The organism is Comamonas sp. (assembly GCF_009360615.1).
Classification (GTDB): Bacteria; Pseudomonadota; Gammaproteobacteria; order Burkholderiales; family Burkholderiaceae_C; genus Comamonas.
The window spans coordinates 121,212-137,161 of record NZ_SPEY01000020.1; the positions used below are offsets into that span (position 1 = coordinate 121,212).

The following is a 15,950-nucleotide window of genomic DNA, read 5'->3' on the forward strand; positions in this document are numbered from 1 at the left end:
AAACAATAAAGTCACTTCAAGGTCAAGCATGTCGCTCAATTCTCACGATATTCCGCGCTGGCGCATCGGCGAGGCGGCCAGGCGCTCCGGCATCGCGGCAGCCAACATCCGCTATTACGAGAAGGAGCAACTGCTCTCGCCCGGCGTACGCGAGGACAACCAGTACCGGCTCTACACGGATGGTGACGTGCACCGCCTGCGCTTTATCCGCCTGTGCCGGGCCATGGACATGTCGCTGGACGAGGTGCGCACCCTGCTGGCCCTCGATGGTGCGCGCAAGGCCGATTGCGTGGCCGCCAACAAAACCCTGGACGCCCATCTGGGCCATGTGCGGGAGCGGCTGGCCGAGCTGCAGGCGCTGGAGCACGAGCTGATGCAGCTGCGCAGTCAGTGCGACGGCTCGGACAGCTTCTGCCACATCATCGAAGCCCTGCATGCCCAGGCCGACGAGCCCCTGCCCGAGGGCCTGCAAGGCAGCGCTGCGGCAAAGCGCCATGTCTGACAGACTGCAGCAGCGTCGGCTGCGCCTGCAGTCTGAAGTGGACGCTATCATTCCTGCATGAGCTGGAGCGAAACCACCATCAAGCTGCCGGGGCGGATCTGGGCCGCGCTGGGCGCGCAGGCCCTGGCGTGGTGGCGCAGCATTTATCTGACGGCCGTTCTGCTGGTGCTGGTCAGCTCGCCGTCGAGCTACCGCAAGCGCGGGCGGGCCATGCTGGCCCAGCAGATGTATGCGCAGACCGCGCCCATACTCACGGGCTTTACGGCGCTGGCGGCCCTGCTGTGTGCGGTGATTGCGCGCATCGTCATCGTCACCGCGCAAAGCTATGGATTGTCGCGCTATGCGCTGGATCTGGTGGTGCGGGTGATGGTGATCGAGCTGATACCGCTGACGGCCGCGCTATTCGTCGCCATGCGCTGCACGATTCCGGCCGGCGTCCAGGTGGTGCAGATGCGTACCCAGGGCCAGCTTGCGAAGTGGAAGACGCAAGGCATTGACCCTGTCCGCGCGGCACTGGTGCCGCGTGCGGCGGCGGGCGTGTTTGCGGCCATCACGCTTGCTGCGCTGAGCTGCATCGTGGCCCTGGTCACCGTGTATCTGAGCGTCTATGGCTTCAGCCTCGCCGGTTTCTCCTCGTACACGCGCATCTTCGGCCAGATCTTCACGCCGTCGCTGACACTGGTGTTCGTGCTCAAGACCTGGTTTTTCAGCCTCACGGTGGCCGTCATGCCGCTGGCATCCGCCATGTATACGCCGGTTGCGCGCCATCGGCAGGGTGGGGCGGAGCTGGGTGGTTTTGCGCGCATGTTTGCCGTGTTGCTCCTGATCGAGGTGATCTCGCTCATGGGCAACTATTACTGAAAAGGATGGAGCCATGAGCGAAACGCGTATGGCCGAGGAACAGTTGATCGACGAGGAGTTGCTCAGCCTCAAACCCGTCGCGCATCTGCGCGCCAAGGCTGCGGCGCTGCTGGCGCTGACCCTGGTCTTGATTCTGAGTGCGGCCGCTTATCTGCTCTACGCGCGCGGGGTGTTCGAGCCAACGCAGCGGCTGGTGCTGACGGCCGATGACTCCGAAGGCGTGGTGGTGGGCATGGACATGACTTTCTCGGGCTTTCCCATAGGCCGTGTGCGCAAGATAGAGCTGGCCGAGGACGGCTCGGTCCGCATTCTTGTCGACGTGACCGAGAAGGATGCCCACTGGTTGCGCCAGTCCAGTGTGTTCACGCTGGTCAAGGGACTGGTGGGCGGCACCACCATCAAGGCCTATAGCGGCATGCTGGGTGATGCACCGCTGCCGCCGGATTCCGTGCGACCCGTGCTCAGTGGCGATGCCACGGCCGAGCTGCCTCAGATCATCAGTTCCGCCAAGGAGGTGCTGGCCAATGTGGCGGCGCTGACCGCCACGGATTCGGCACTGGGCGGATCGCTGGCCGAAGTGCGCAAGCTGGCCGAGCGCATGCAGGGGCAAGGCGGCGTTCTGGGCGCAGTGCTGGGCAGCGATGAGGAAGCGAAGAAGGTCGGCCAGATGCTGGAGCGCGCCAACTCACTGCTGGGGCGCATGGACCGCATGGTCGCACGTGCCGACAGCCAGGTCTTCGATGCGAACGGTGTCATGCCCCAGGTCAAGGTCACGATGGAGCAGCTCAACGGCCTGCTGGCTGATACGCGCAAAAGCATGGCCAAAGTCGATGCCGTGCTGGCCGATATGCAGGTGGTGGGCAGCAATGCCCGTGAGGCCTCGACCGACCTGGGCGCGCTGCGTGCCGAGGTGGAAAGCAACCTGCTGAGGCTGGAGTCCGTGCTCAATGATCTGCAGCGCAAATGGCCGTTTTCCCACAAGCCGGAGTTGAAGCTGCCATGACGCAAAAAATCAAGGAAAAGAATACGCTGGGTCGATATGGCAGAGCGATATCTGCGCTGTCGGTTCTTTTGCTTTCGGCTTGTGGCAACCAGCCTGCAGCGCCGGACTGGTCCTTGAGCGCCGAAGCTGCAGCGCAAAAAGCCACCCAGGCCTATTTGCAGGGGCAGCAGCGTGTGGAGGCGCTGCAGTGGCAGAAGGCGCGCGATGCCGTGGCCAGCACCGGCCAGCCCGCACAGGCCGCCAGGCTGGAGCTGATGCGTTGCGCGGCGCAGGTGGCCAGCCTGGACTGGAACAGCTGCCCGGCCTATGAGGCGCTGGCGCTGGATGCGGGCCAGCAAGAGCAGGCCTATGCCCGCTATCTGCAGGCCCGTCCGCAAGCGGCTGATATCGAGCATTTGCCCGAGGCGCAGCGTGGCGTGGCGCGGCAGTTGCTCGGCAGCGGCGGCCCAGCCGAAGCCGCTGTGGCGGGGATCCGGGATCCGCTTTCGCGACTGGTCGCAGTGGGCGTGCTGCTGCGTGGCGGAGCAACTGCGCCCGGGCTGCAGCAGCAAGGCGTCGACACCGCATCGGAGCAAGGCTGGCGCAGACCCTTGATGGCCTGGTTGCTGCTGCAACTCAAGGCTGCGCAGCAGGGCGGCGATGCGGAAAAGCAGGCGCAGCTGCAGCGTCGGCTGAAGCTTCTGGAGACCTCTGCGCCCAAGTGAACAGGCGGGCCGCCGGCTTGGAAATGAAAAAGCGAGGCCGGGGCCTCGCTGTGCGGGGGATGGCGGGCCACAGGCCCGCCCGAACCCGGTGCTTAGAAGCGGTGGCGGATACCGGCGATCAGGCTGGTGCCGGTCTTGGGGCTGGCATCGCTCACGCGGTCGTACATCAGAGCGGTGTAGACGTCGGTGCGCTTGGACAGGAAGTGGTCGTAGCCCAGAGTCGCTGTGGTGCGCGTGGCGTCGGTCGCTGCCTCGTACTTGGTGCGGGCCACGGCAGCCTTGACAGTACCGGGTGTGCCGGAGACCGGAATGTCCAGACCCAGCGAGTAGGTCTTGCTCTTGCTGTCCAGATCCTTGACCTTGGCCTGGCCGTAGGTGGCGTACAGCTTCACGACATCGAAGTTGTAGCTGCCGCCGACCATCCAGTCGCTCTTGGTGGGCATGACCGTGCCGCTGCCGGGGTTGGTGATCTGGTCGCGCTCGTAAAAGGCCGTCAGGCTCAGCGGACCGCTGGAGTACAGGGCATTCACGCCAACGTTCTTCTTGTTCTTGTTGCCAGGCGTCGATTGTTCGCCGAACTGGTAGTAGACATTGGCCGTCAGACCGCCGAAGTTAGGCGTGGTGTAGACCAGCATATTGCTCCAGCCGGTGTCGGCGGGAGTGGTGAGGCGGGCACCGCCCCAGGCAGCGGTCGGCGTGTTCGCGTGCAGCACCAGAGGGGAGATGGTGAACGAATCGCCAAAGGGATTGGTCAGAATGGTGGGCAGGAAGTTGGGTGCCTTGTCGCGGCCCAGGCCGATGCGGCCGAAGCTGCCGTTCAGACCGATGTTGGCATCGCGCGAGAAAAAGGTGTCGCCGGGGAAGCGGCCCATCTCACCGGTATCCATGCGCATGAAGGCGGTAATGTTGAAATCGACTTTCAGGCCGCTACCCAGGTCTTCCGTGCCCTTCAGGCCCCACCAGGAGGTGGTCATGCCACCGGAACCGACAACGCCCTTGCGTGCCTGCCCGGCCATCTTGACGGAGCCGGCATACATGTCGGCCAGTCCGGTCAGTTGCACATTGCTCTGGGCATAAGCGGCTCCGGAGCATGCCAGGGCAGCTGCCATGGCGATAAAAGCGGTCTTCATGAGTGTCCTCTCGAGTTGGATATTGGATTTACGTTTTGAAATATAGCGGGGGTTTGTATACAGCTCGCTCTGCCGTTCCGCGGAAGCCGATGAAATCATCTTTTCAGTGATATGACAGTGGTTTTTTTACCTCAAGGACCCCGGGAAACCACTTGTGTGTGACACCCCGCTGCGACGGAAGCTGCCATGCACAGCCACCAAGGAGCGCCGGTGGCGGGTGAGTGAGTACTGATGGCTGGGTATTGAAGGAATAACAGTCATTCCTGATCAGCCTGATCCAGCGCAAGGCGTGGGTGCCCGCAAGGTGTCGGGGAGCCCGGGCAGATTCCAGCAAGGGTGCGGGCCGGCAAGCCCACGGGCTTGCACTTGCGGAAAGCCTGTCGGCAGGCTGCCCACGAAGGGGCTGAAGACTTTTTTGAAAAAAGTGCGCGTTTTCCCTGGGGAGGGGTTTTTTCCTCCCTATAATTCATTCCATCGACACGGAATGTAGCGCAGCCTGGTAGCGCACTTGCATGGGGTGCAAGGGGTCGCGAGTTCGAATCCCGCCATTCCGACCAATTTGAAAAGGCCTGTGATGTCATCACAGGCCTTTTTCAATGCGCGTGGACAGGTGCGAAGATGCGAGGTGCTATTAAACCTGCAGCGCTGCGCGTCCGTCGTGATTAATGACCGAGCAATCGCTTCAGCAGCGAACTTGTCTGAAGAGGGCAAAAAATCGGTTACAATAACGCCATCGACACGGAATGTAGCGCAGCCTGGTAGCGCACTTGCATGGGGTGCAAGGGGTCGCGAGTTCGAATCCCGCCATTCCGACCACATTGAAAAGGCCCGCGATGAAAATCACGGGCCTTTTTCTATTCCGGCCCTCCCGTCCGAAGACGGCATCGCGCACGCGCATGTATCGCGGCTGGCGTGTCACCCTTCAATCTGCGGCTCGGGCCTGAGCCACAGCCAGAGCAGGACGCAAGCCATGATGCTCAGCGTCACGGCCGTGAGCCATGGCTTGTACGAAAAATACAGAATCAGCAGGCTGCTGGCGCCCATGCTCGCAGTGGCCGTCCATTTGGTACGGCGGCTGACTTTGCCACCGCTGTCCCAGTTGTGCAGCAGCGGGCCGAAAACACGGTGGGCATAGAGCCAGCAGTGCAGTCTGGGCGAACTGCGTACCGCTGCCCAGGCGGCCATCAGTATGAATACCGTGGTGGGCATGCCGGGAACCACGGCGCCTATCAGCCCCAATACCACGCAGACCAGGGCAAAGGCAATGAGCAGGTAGCGCAGCGGCGCGGAAAGCTGCTTGGGTTCCAGGTGCGGTTCCTGGCGTGGGTTTTCGGGCGGTGGCGGCAGATCGTTCATGAGGCAGAAGGTGGGCTGCAAAAGCGGATGAGGCTGCAGCCGGGCACGGCTCCCATATTAGTCAGCATTGCAGTCCGTTCGGGCGTTGTAGCTGCAGATGCTGGCGGTATTTGTCACGTCCTTGTCCCGGCTTGCGTGGACCGCCATCGCATAATGGCCGCCCATGGCCTGGTGCCTGATGGACGACCAGCATGGAATTGATTCAAGGAGCAAGACAATGACCCCCACCCCGAGCGCCGATATGTCCGATGTGATTGCCGAAGTCCGTGGCAAGCTGGGCATGATTACGCTCAACCGTCCCAAGGCGCTCAATGCGCTGTCTCTGGGCATGGTGCGCGATCTGCTGGGCACTTTGCGGGCCTGGCAAAAAGATGACTCGATTCTGGGCGTGGCCATTCGTGGCAGCAACAAGGAAGGCATGTTCGGGGCGTTCTGCGCGGGGGGCGACATCCGCTTCCTGCACGCGGCCGGCAGCAGCGGCAATCCTCAGCTCGAAGATTTCTTCACCGAGGAATATGCGCTCAACCATCTGATTCACAGCTTCGGCAAGCCCTATATCGCGTTCATGGACGGCATCGTCATGGGCGGTGGCATGGGCATCAGCCAGGGCGGCTCGCTGCGCATCGTGACCGAGCGTACCAAGATGGCCATGCCCGAGACGGCGATTGGCCTGTTTCCGGATGTCGGGGGGGGCTATTTTCTCTCGCGCTGCCCCGGTGCCGTGGGTGAATGGCTGGCCTTGACCGGCGACACCATCGGTGCGGGCGATGCCCTGGCCTTTGGTCTGGCCGATGGCTGCATTCCTGCCGCGCAGCAGGCGGAGCTTTGGGAGACCCTGGCGACCACGGATTTTGCCGATGTGGAGGCGCTCAATGCCGTCGTTCGCTCCCGCTTTGTGAGCGCCGAGCCCAAGACAGCCGTACACCGTATTGAAATCGACACCTGCTTCTCTCAGCCCACGGTGTCGGCCATTGTCAAGGCCTTGCAGGCCGGCAGCGACTGGGCCCAGGCCGAGGCGGCCACGCTGCGCAAGCGTTCGCCCCTGATGCTGCATGTGGTGCTGGAGCAGATCCGCCGCGCACGCCAGATGAGCCTGGCCGAGGACCTGCGCATGGAGCGCGATATGGTGCGTCACTGCTTTTATCTGCGCCCGGGGCGTAGCGAGACCGTGGAGGGCATCCGCGCTCTGGCGGTGGACAAGGACCACAGCCCGCGCTGGAGTCCCGCCAGCATCGAAGAGGTGAGCGATGCCGAGTGGCAAGCGTTCTTTGACAGCCCCTGGCCTGCGCATTCCCATCCGCTGGCAGCGCTCAAGGACTGATTGAAGTCCTCATCCAGAAAGCCCGGCAGGCTGGTGGCCTGTCGGGCTTTCTTTTTGATCGCCATCAGCGCTTTGAAAGTAGGTAACTGAGGGGATTCGGGTATTCATTCAGGATGACGGCTTCGGATGTCTGTCAGAGCCTGAGTCTGAAAGACGCGCAAGCGCCTGCGCCAGCAGCGCTATCGAGCGGGGGGCACATCCCTCGGCATCGTTGCTGATGGTCACGAAAGCGGGTTGGCCGGCACCGGTGATGCCGGCAATCGTGCGGGCCAGCCGCTCCCGGGTATGCAGATCCTCGCTGCGGATCTCGTTGAACGGCTGGTGCTTTTTCTGGGCATCGGCATAGCCATAGGCACCGAAGAGCCGATTCAGATTCCAGCGGCAGACCAGCGGGCCGGGCCATAGCGCACGCAGCATGTCCAATTGCGCCTCGATGGGCGGCATCTTGCCATGCAAGCCCAGACAGAAGGTTGCGCCATGGGTCTTGAGTGTGCGGGTCAGCTCCGAAGTCAGCAGCTCGGGGTCTCTGACCTCGACGGCAACGACGACCGTCGGATGTGTGTGCAGCGCCTGTTCTACGGCGCCCAGCAGCCGGCCCAGCTTGTCCATCAGCAGGCCGGGATGGCTGAGCAGGCTCCAGGGCAGGGGGCTGAGCTGAAAGACCAGCACGCCCAGCTTGCCGCCCAGGCCTTCGAGGGTGGGCTGCACAAAATGCTCTATGGCCAGGCCAGGGTCGAGAAACGCCGGGTTGCTCTCGCGCGGTTTGCCTTCCTCGCTGCGCACCTGGGCGTCGGTGATTCCGGCCGGGCATTTGACGACAAAGCGGAAGTCGTCATCGACCTGGGCGGCAAAGGCGGCGTACTGACTGGCCGTCAGCGGTCGCCAGAAAGTGCGGTCGATGCAGACAGTGCGCAGCAGCGGGTGCTGGTGATAGGCCGTGAGGCCTTTTTTGGCCAGCACGCTGCTGTCATAGGCTCCGTCCCAGACCAAGCCCTCCCAGCCCGGATAGGACCAGGTCGAGACGCCCATGCGCAGCAGGGAAGGCAGTTGTGCGGCCAACTCCTGGTACTGCGCAGCTGCCGGGGCCAGGGCAATCGCGCCGCGTCCTGTTCTGCGTTCACCGGGGTCATCGGCCTGCGGCGTTTCTTCAGGCAGTGCGTTGCCAGCGCGTTTCTCGCAAGGAGGCAGCGCATCGGCAAAGAAATCGTCCTGGAAAGTATCGGGCATGTCCTGATAATTCTAAAGAAATATGCTTTCGATGCTTGCTCATCAAGGGAAAGCAGCTATGGAAAGCATAGTTTTTAAGGTTTGCTTGCACTTATGCCGGATATCCAGGGCAGTCTGGCGGCATGCCTATGGCAAACTCGTTGGCTTCCTGTGTTGAACGCCGTGGGGCGAATATCGAATGCAAAAAATCATTGGTCAGATTGCTCAAGAACTGAATGTCAAGCCGCAGCAGGTGAGCGCGGCGGTGGAGTTGCTCGATGGTGGCGCCACGGTTCCGTTTGTGGCTCGCTACCGCAAGGAGGCCACGGGGGGTCTGGACGATACGCAGTTGCGCACGCTGGACGAACGCCTGGGCTATCTGCGCGAGCTGGAAGACCGCCGCGAGACGGTGCTCAAGGCCATTGACGAGCAGGGCAAGCTGACCGATGCGCTGCGCCTGGCGATTGCCAGCGCGCCGACCAAGCAGGAGCTGGAGGACATCTACCTGCCCTTCAAGCAAAAGCGCCGTACCAAGGGCCAGATTGCCAGGGAATTCGGCATCGAGCCGCTGGCCGACAAGCTGTTTGCCGACCCCACGCTGGATCCGCACAAGGAAGCCGAGGCTTTCTGCAAGCCCGCGACAACGCTGGACGACGGCAAGCCCGGCCCCGATTTCAGCACCACCTTTGCCGTGCTGGACGGCGTGCGCGACATTTTGTCCGAGCGTTGGGCCGAAGACCCGGCACTGGTGCAGAAGCTGCGCGAATGGCTGTGGGATGAAGGCCTGCTCAAGTCCAGGAAGGTCGAGAGCAAGAATGAAAACGATCCCGAGGTCGCCAAGTTTCGCGACTATTTCGAGTATGACGAGCCGATTGGCCGCGTACCGTCGCACCGGGCGCTGGCCGTGTTCCGCGGGCGTGCACTGGAGGTGCTCGAAGCCAAACTGGTGCAACCGGTCGAGCCTGAACCGGGTCAGCCCAGTCTCGCCGAGGGCAAGATTGCGCTGCACCTGGGCTGGAGCCATGCCAAGCGCGCTGCGGACGACCTGATCCGAAAATGCGTCGCCTGGACATGGCGCGTGAAATTGAGCCTGTCCACCGAGCGCGACCTGTTCGGCCGCCTGCGCGAAGATGCCGAGAAGGTCGCCATCAAGGTGTTTGGCGACAATCTGCGCGACCTTCTGCTGGCCGCGCCTGCGGGCCAGCGTGCCGTGATCGGCCTGGACCCCGGCATTCGCACCGGCGTGAAGGTTGCCGTGGTGGACAGTACCGGCAAGCTGGTGGACACGACCACCATCTATCCGCACGAGCCGCGCCGCGACTGGGACGGCTCGCTCGCCGTGCTGGCCAAGCTGGTGGAAAAGCACAACATCAACTTGATCGCCATCGGCAATGGCACGGCCAGCCGCGAAACCGACAAGCTGGCTGCGGACCTGATCAAGATCGCGTCCAAGGCCGACAAGAAGATCGACAAGGTGGTGGTGAGCGAGGCCGGTGCCTCGGTCTATTCGGCCAGTGAGTTTGCGGCACAGGAAATGCCGGATATCGACGTGAGCCTGCGTGGTGCGGCTTCGATTGCCCGTCGCCTGCAGGATCCTCTGGCTGAACTGGTCAAGATCGACCCCAAGAGCATCGGCGTGGGCCAGTATCAGCACGATGTGAACCAGAGCGAGCTGGCCCGTCAGCTGGATGCCGTGGTCGAGGATTGCGTGAACTCCGTGGGGGTGGACCTCAATACCGCGTCGGCCCCTCTGCTGACGCGTGTTTCGGGCCTGTCGGGTTCGGTGGCCAAGTCGGTTGTGCGCTGGCGCGATGCCAATGGCTCGTTCAAGAACCGCAAGCAGTTGATGGAGGTGGCCGGTCTGGGGGCCAAGACTTTCGAGCAGGCCGCAGGCTTTCTGCGTATTCGCGGCGGCGACAACCCGCTGGATGTCACCGGCGTGCACCCCGAAACCTATCCGGTGGTCGAGCAGATCATCCTGGCCACGGGCAAGCCCGTGGAGCAGATCATGGGACGTGGTGAAGTGCTCAGGTCTTTGAAACCGGAGCAGTTTGCCAATGACAAATTCGGTGCGGTGACCGTCAAGGACATCCTGGCCGAACTGGAAAAGCCCGGCCGTGATCCTCGTCCGGACTTTGTGGTCGCCCGCTTCAATGACGGCGTGGAGGACATCAAGGACCTGAAGGAAGGCATGACGCTGGAAGGCACGGTCAGCAATGTGGCCCAGTTCGGCGCCTTTGTGGATCTGGGCGTGCATCAGGACGGATTGGTGCATGTGAGTCAGATGAGTCACAAGTTCATCGAGGATGCGCGCGAAGTGGTCAAGACCGGACAGATCGTCAAGGTCAAGGTGCTGGAGGTCGATGTGGACCGCAAGCGCATCAGCCTGACCATGAAGCTCGATGCGGCTCCTGCACGCCGCGATGGTCCCCGGGACAACCGCTTTGAAGGTGCAGGCCGCGGCAACAGCTATGGCGGCGGCAATCGCGGTGGCTATGCGCAACCCCAGCGTGGCAACCAGCCCACACAGCAAAATGCAATGGCCTCAGCCTTTGCGAAGTTGCAGGGACTGAAGAAATAATCTCCCACCAGGCCGCCATCGAATCCAGATTACAGGCGGCCTTTTTGGTGGGAGCAGAACAATGCGCAAAGCGAGGGGGCGGGTGATATTGCCGGCCATAGGCGTGGCGTTGCTGGTGGTCTTTATCGGCGCCAAGATGACATCACGCGGCTGGATATCGCTGGACAGGGTCAAGCAGAAGGCCCAGGCCCAGGTGCCGGCGCCCGTGGTTTGGCCGCCGGCCCTGGCGCCAGAGGGCGATGGCTTGTGCCACACCGTCAAGCTCAATCTTGCACAGGTCGACAAGGCCCAGGAAGAGGGCATCGACATAGATCAGCAGCGGCGCTGCATCACGCGCGCTGCGATGGCCGAGCATGAGATGGCCAAAGTGCGTCACGCTGCCGCTGGCAAGCAGCACGAGAGCCAGCGCGGGGAGCAGGCGCGGATCGAGCAGGTCGTTGAGCAACAGATCGCATCGGGTGAAATCACTCTGCAGAATCTAATGCAGGCGCGCGCCGGCAAGGCAACCCGGATCGCAACCGCCCTGTTGCCGGCAGCGCATATGCCAGTCAGGTCTATGCCTGAGCCGCCGTCGCTGTTGTTTGTTCCCATGAGCTATCAGAGCGGCGACCTGAAGCTCAAGGCCTTTGTCACGCCGGATCCCGGTGATGGCAGGAAGCAGCCTTTGATGGTCTGGTTGACGGGGGGAGATACCAATAGCCTGGACGATTTCTGGAGTGAAGGCCCTGCTGCCAATGATCAAAGTGCCAGCGCGTTTCGCAAGGCCGGCATGGCGATGTTGTTTCCCACCCTGCGCGGCGGCAATGACAATCCTGGCCAGCGTGAGTATTTCTGGGGGGAAGTGCAGGATGTGGCCGCAGCCATCCTGCAGGCCGCGCAACTGCCTTATGTCGATCCGGCCCGCATCTATCTGGGCGGGCACAGCACCGGAGCCACGCTGGCGCTGCTGACAGCAACGGCAGGTTTGCCGGTGCAGGGGGTGTTTGCTTTTGGTCCGGTGGACGAGATCAGCGGCTATGGCTGGCCTGTGAAGTGGGAGTTGATCTCGCCGGATGAGAGGCGCTTGCGCTCCCCCATGCACTGGCTGCATGCCATCAAGAGCCCGACATGGATCATTGAGGGCAGCAAAAGCCCAGGCAATATCAACAGCCTCGACAATATGTGCGCAGCACGAAAGTCGAACCAGCTGCATTGCGTCTCGGTTCAGGGGGGTGATCACTTTTCCGTGTTACAACCCTTGACTCGCAAGCTTGCTGGTCAGTTGGTCATGGGCCTGCCCGTGCAGCTGAAAAGAGATGAACAGCTCTGATATTTCCTTGAGCCTTCTTTTGTTCACTTCGGGGGGCGACAACCCGTTCGTCGCTTTTGATCCAGATGAGTCGCGTTAAACCCTTGAGCCTGTCAACTCTGCTGGAGCAGCATGTATTGCTGCCCAGCCAGCCGCGCGCTGTTGCGCTGCTGTCGAGCGAGCTGCGCAAGCCGGAGCCCGGTATGCGCAGTCTGGTGCAATTGTTTTCCACCGATCCGGTCCTGGCGGCACGCCTGCTGGCCGCATCCAACGGGCCGGCGCACCTGCTGGGCCAGCGTGTGCACAGCATTCCCGAGGCCCTGGTGCTTCTGGCACCGGCACAGTTGCGGCAGCTGGTTCAGAAGGCAAACCCAGTCAGCGCTTCTCATGTCTCGGCGGGCTGGAGTCTGGCAAGTTTTTGGCGCTACAGCCTTGACACCGCTCGCATGGCACGTGCGCTTGCCATGTCGGTTCAGGCCAATGCCTCGCAAGCCTACACATTGGGGCTGTTGCACGGTCTTGGCGAGTTGCTGCTGCAGGCCGCTGATCCAGACACGTTCTTCAGACTTTCCGAGCTGCTGGAGCCCATGCATCCCCGGCGTGCACAGGTGGAAATGCAGTTGATGGGCTATTGCTCGAGCCAGATCACGGCCCAGCTCGCGCGTCAATGGAATTGTCCGAACGTCATCAGCGATGCGTTTCAGTTCATGCATGCGCCGATGGAACAACCTGTTTTCGAGCCTCTGACGGGCGTGTTGCATCTGGCGGTATGGCGGGCCTCGACCCGCGCGCTCAACTGGGGCGAGCGCCAGCTGGCCGTGACATTTCCCGCTGAAACCGGACTCGCTCTGGGCATGGACATCGATATGGTGCTGCGACAGGCATCCATTAACTGGCATGCCGGTTCACTGGATGTTCAGTTTTAGGCGTCCTCGAAGGCCCACGCGGTTCAAGCCGATGGCTCAAGGCCGGTCTCGTCAGAAAACCGTGGTTACTCAAATTGCATTTTTTCTTACGCTGAGTTGCAGTTTTAATTGTTAAAAACTATCTAATGATGCATTGGGGAGTTTTTTTCTATGCAGTGTCTAGCGCACTGCACAGAGTCCCCGGCAAGCAACTCTGGCCAGGAGATAGAAATGGACCCGAACGGTGCAAACAACTCCGGTGAAGCATTGACGCTCCGACCCATGGCCGTGGAACTGGGAAGTCCCTCCATGTGGCCCGATCACATGGTGGGGCAGCCCGACAAACCCGTGCGGGTGCTGCTGGTGGACGACGATGCTCACTTGCGCATGGTGATTGCGCAGGAAATCATGAATGACCGCCGCACGATGGTGGTGGCCCAGGCGGACAACCTCAAGGACGCAAGAAAAGCCATCCGTCAGCATGAATTTGATGTGATGCTGCTGGATCTGAAGCTGGGGGCAGATGATGGCCTCGAGTTGATCGAGGTGATGAAAAGCCAGCGTCCTCAGGCGGAGGTCATCGTGGTTTCTGTGGTGGAAACTGAAGAGCAGGTGCTGCACGCTTTCGAGCTGGGGGCCACCGGCTATCTGGTCAAGAACTCCTGGTTTGGCAATTACCCCCAGGCGGTGCTGCAGGTCGTCAACGGCGGAGCATCCATCACCCCCAGTCTGGCCAGGCGTCTGCTGCAGCGCTGCGAGAAGCGGTCGGCAGCCGGGGCTGTTCCGGGCTCGGACATGTCAGACAGGTTGTCCAGCCGTGAATGCGAGGTCTTGCGTATGGTTGCCAGCGGCAATACCAGCGCAGAGATCGGCGCCAGCCTGGAAATCAGCACCATGACCGTCAACACGCATATCAAGAATATCTACCGCAAGCTGCAGGTGCGCAGCCGGGCTCAGGCCGTACGCTTCGCCTATCTGCGCGGCTGGTTCTAGGCGTCAGCGTCGTCTTCAGCAGCGTTCCCAATGTTCCATGCCTGGCATCTGCTTCTGTGGAGTGTGCAGCTGCTGCTGTGGCTGCCCTGGCTTTTACCGATGGCGGGGACTTGCCATTCCGGTTCTTGGTGGACTGCTGTGCTGGGCATGGGAATCAGCCTGGTGGTTGTCGTCTGGCTGTCGCCGAGGGCCTATCGCAGCGCGCTGTGGCGCAGACGCAAAAGTGTGCGTCCTTCGCAAGAGGTGCAACTGGAGCGCAGGCGCATAGCGCAGGCCTTGCATGATGATGTGGGTAGCCAGCTGGTGCAGCTGATCAGCCTGACCGAACGCAGCACGGACCCGGCGATTCGCAGCGCCGCAGAACAATGCTTGCTCGATCTGCGGCTGATCGTTGATTCCATGGAGAGCCGAAACGAATCCCTGGGCCTTCTGCTGGCACGTTTCAGGCATCGCCTGCAGCCCGTGCTGGATCATCGGGGCATGACGCTGCACTGGGATGTCTGGGTCCCGGAAGTTCGTGGCAGCACTGTCAGTCTTCCGTGCGGAGCCATGGCCGAGGAGATCATGGCCGTGGTGAAAGAGGCGGTGAGCAATGTACTCCAACATGCCGACGCACGTGAGCTCTGGGTCACGCTGGCTGCCGATGAGCCATGGGAAAAGGCTCCAGATGTCCCGACCGCCTATGTGCATGCCCGCTTGATCATCGAGGATGCGGGATCCGGCAGGCCGGCCGATGGCCGTCAAGGCCTGGACACAGGGGCGGCCGCCGGAATGGGATTGATCAATATGCGCCGCAGAGCACTTGCCATGGGGGCGAAGCTGAGCATCTCGGCCCGGCCGGGTGGTGGTACCACGGTCACGCTCATTTGGTGAGGTCGCGGCTGCGATGGCGCTCAAGGGGGCTTGCAAGCACAATGTCCGCATGAGGTCATCCACCAGAGCATTGCGAATCTACGCCGGTACGAAGGCGCGGCAGTCCATGGCGCAGCGGGGCTTGCAGCCGGAGATGGTCAGGGTCATACCTGCTGCGGCGGGAGGCCCCAAGGGGCTGATACTCGGACCACTGGATCGTTTCATCTTTGGTCATTGGTTACAGGCCAGTGCGCAGCCGGTGGATCTGATCGGGGCTTCCATCGGTGCGTGGCGCATGGCGACAGCGTGTCTGAACGCGCCGGCGGCGGCCTTCGAGCGACTGGAGCGCGACTACATTGCACAGCGCTTTGATCCTCCCGATGGGCAAAGGCGAACGCCTTCTTCACTGATCAGCGAGAGGTTTGCGCAGTCCCTGCAGGACTTTTATGGCGGTCGGGTGAGCGAAGTGCTGGCGAATCCGCGCTACCGGCTGCATGTGATTGCTGCCCGTGGCCGTGGCCTGCTGTCACGCGCATCGCCCTGGCGAACTCCGTTGGGCTATGCGGCCGCGTTTGCCAGCAATGCCTTGCACCGGTCGGCCTTGGGATGTTTGCTGGAGCGCGTGATCTTTTCCACGGCCGCACGCGATGCCATGCATGCGCTTCCCTTCGGAGTTGCGGATATCCGTTCTGCACAGACACCGCTGACGCAGAACAACTTCATGGAGGCGTTGCGCGCCAGTTGCTCGATCCCTTTCGTGCTGGATGCCGTGCAGGACATCGCAGAAGCTCCCAAGGGGGCCTATTGGGACGGAGGCATCACCGACTATCACATGCATCTGGATTATCGGGCGTCCCGCAGTGGCGACGGGGTGGTGCTCTATCCACATTTCCAGAAAGCGGTGATTCCCGGCTGGCTGGACAAGGGGCTGAAATGGCGTCATGGCCCCACTGCATATCTGGACTCGATGGTGGTGCTCGCCCCCGATCCAGCCTGGGTGTCCCGTCTGCCGAATGGCAAGCTGCCGGACCGGCACGATTTTCTGAGCTATGGCATCGACCATGATGCGCGTGCCAAGGCCTGGAATGCGGCCACATCGGCCAGCCAGCAACTGGCGGAGGAGTTTGCCGAGTGGCTGCATGCGCCCGATCCGAACCGGGTCGAGGCGCTTTAGCTTTTTTGCACATTGAGACAAAGCCTGACATTGCAAGCAGGCAGAGCCCGCTGCAATTGCTGCTACCACGCTTT

The 15,950-nt window shown here is 62.0% G+C and carries 15 protein-coding genes and 2 tRNA genes; 13 read left to right on the forward strand and 4 right to left on the reverse strand.

What is annotated here, in order from left to right; translation table 11 throughout:
• Nucleotides 1–28 precede the first annotated feature (28 nt).
• Genes E2583_RS05955 through E2583_RS05970 form a run of 4 tightly spaced genes read left to right on the forward strand, consistent with a single transcriptional unit; the run spans nt 29 to nt 3,070 of the window.
• Nucleotides 29–502, forward strand: coding sequence for a Cd(II)/Pb(II)-responsive transcriptional regulator (locus tag E2583_RS05955; RefSeq protein WP_291593968.1), 474 nt, complete (start codon nt 29–31; stop codon nt 500–502).
• Between the two features lie 57 nt (nt 503–559).
• The gene (locus E2583_RS05960) at nt 560–1,363 is read left to right on the forward strand and encodes an ABC transporter permease (RefSeq protein WP_291593969.1); all 804 of its coding nucleotides are present in this window, start codon (nt 560–562) and stop codon (nt 1,361–1,363) included.
• Nucleotides 1,364–1,376: 13 nt separating this feature from the next.
• Nucleotides 1,377–2,366: an MlaD family protein gene (locus tag E2583_RS05965; RefSeq protein ID WP_291593970.1), complete on the forward strand. Its 990-nt coding sequence runs from the start codon at nt 1,377–1,379 to the stop codon at nt 2,364–2,366.
• Nucleotides 2,363–3,070, forward strand: a complete 708-nt coding sequence (locus tag E2583_RS05970) for a hypothetical protein (RefSeq protein WP_291593971.1) — start codon at nt 2,363–2,365, stop codon at nt 3,068–3,070. Before E2583_RS05965 ends, E2583_RS05970 begins: the two co-directional genes overlap by 4 nt.
• A 92-nt stretch (nt 3,071–3,162) precedes the next feature.
• Here E2583_RS05970 and E2583_RS05975 read toward each other — a convergent pair whose 3' ends face one another.
• Entirely contained in the window at nt 3,163–4,200 is a 1,038-nt protein-coding gene (locus E2583_RS05975; protein WP_291593972.1) for a porin, read from the reverse strand.
• A gap of 480 nt (nt 4,201–4,680) precedes the next feature.
• On the opposite strand from E2583_RS05975, the gene E2583_RS05980 reads away from it, so the two are divergent.
• Together E2583_RS05980 and E2583_RS05985 are read left to right on the forward strand one after the other, a co-directional pair.
• Nucleotides 4,681–4,757, forward strand: a tRNA-Pro gene (locus E2583_RS05980).
• A gap of 182 nt (nt 4,758–4,939) precedes the next feature.
• Nucleotides 4,940–5,016, forward strand: a tRNA-Pro gene (locus tag E2583_RS05985).
• 99 nt (nt 5,017–5,115) lie between these two features.
• On the opposite strand, the gene E2583_RS05990 is transcribed toward E2583_RS05985, so the two are convergent.
• Nucleotides 5,116–5,556 carry a YbaN family protein gene (locus E2583_RS05990; RefSeq protein ID WP_291593973.1) on the reverse strand — a complete coding sequence of 147 codons (441 nt, stop codon included), beginning with the start codon at nt 5,554–5,556 and terminating at the stop codon, nt 5,116–5,118.
• Nucleotides 5,557–5,773: 217 nt separating this feature from the next.
• Here E2583_RS05990 and E2583_RS05995 point away from each other — a divergent pair, with 217 nt between their 5' ends.
• Complete coding sequence (locus tag E2583_RS05995) at nt 5,774–6,877, forward strand: enoyl-CoA hydratase/isomerase family protein (RefSeq protein WP_291593975.1); 1,104 nt, start codon at nt 5,774–5,776, stop codon at nt 6,875–6,877.
• A gap of 108 nt (nt 6,878–6,985) precedes the next feature.
• Here the strand turns inward: E2583_RS05995 and E2583_RS06000 are convergent, their stop codons facing one another.
• Nucleotides 6,986–8,104, reverse strand: coding sequence for a DUF72 domain-containing protein (locus tag E2583_RS06000; protein WP_291593977.1), 1,119 nt, complete (start codon nt 8,102–8,104; stop codon nt 6,986–6,988).
• A 178-nt stretch (nt 8,105–8,282) separates the two neighbouring features.
• Here E2583_RS06000 and E2583_RS06005 point away from each other — a divergent pair, with 178 nt between their 5' ends.
• A complete protein-coding gene (locus E2583_RS06005) occupies nt 8,283–10,664 on the forward strand; it encodes a Tex family protein (RefSeq protein WP_291593978.1) in 2,382 nt (793 codons plus the stop codon).
• 142 nt (nt 10,665–10,806) lie between these two features.
• Here the strand turns inward: E2583_RS06005 and E2583_RS06010 are convergent, their stop codons facing one another.
• Complete coding sequence (locus tag E2583_RS06010) at nt 10,807–11,109, reverse strand: hypothetical protein (RefSeq protein ID WP_291593980.1); 303 nt, start codon at nt 11,107–11,109, stop codon at nt 10,807–10,809.
• A 36-nt stretch (nt 11,110–11,145) separates the two neighbouring features.
• On the opposite strand from E2583_RS06010, the gene E2583_RS06015 reads away from it, so the two are divergent.
• From E2583_RS06015 to E2583_RS06035, 5 genes are all read left to right on the forward strand, one after another.
• On the forward strand, nt 11,146–11,973 hold the full coding sequence (locus tag E2583_RS06015) for a hypothetical protein (RefSeq protein ID WP_291593982.1): 828 nt from the start codon (nt 11,146–11,148) through the stop codon (nt 11,971–11,973).
• A 65-nt stretch (nt 11,974–12,038) separates the two neighbouring features.
• Nucleotides 12,039–12,878 (forward strand): HDOD domain-containing protein, encoded by an 840-nt coding sequence (locus E2583_RS06020; protein ID WP_291593984.1) that lies wholly within the window; start codon nt 12,039–12,041, stop codon nt 12,876–12,878.
• A 210-nt stretch (nt 12,879–13,088) separates the two neighbouring features.
• A complete protein-coding gene (locus tag E2583_RS06025) occupies nt 13,089–13,850 on the forward strand; it encodes a response regulator transcription factor (RefSeq protein ID WP_291593986.1) in 762 nt (253 codons plus the stop codon).
• A gap of 63 nt (nt 13,851–13,913) precedes the next feature.
• Complete coding sequence (locus E2583_RS06030; protein ID WP_291593987.1) at nt 13,914–14,723, forward strand: ATP-binding protein; 810 nt, start codon at nt 13,914–13,916, stop codon at nt 14,721–14,723.
• A gap of 133 nt (nt 14,724–14,856) precedes the next feature.
• On the forward strand, nt 14,857–15,876 hold the full coding sequence (locus E2583_RS06035) for a patatin-like phospholipase family protein (RefSeq protein WP_291594339.1): 1,020 nt from the start codon (nt 14,857–14,859) through the stop codon (nt 15,874–15,876).
• Nucleotides 15,877–15,950: the final 74 nt, after the last annotated feature.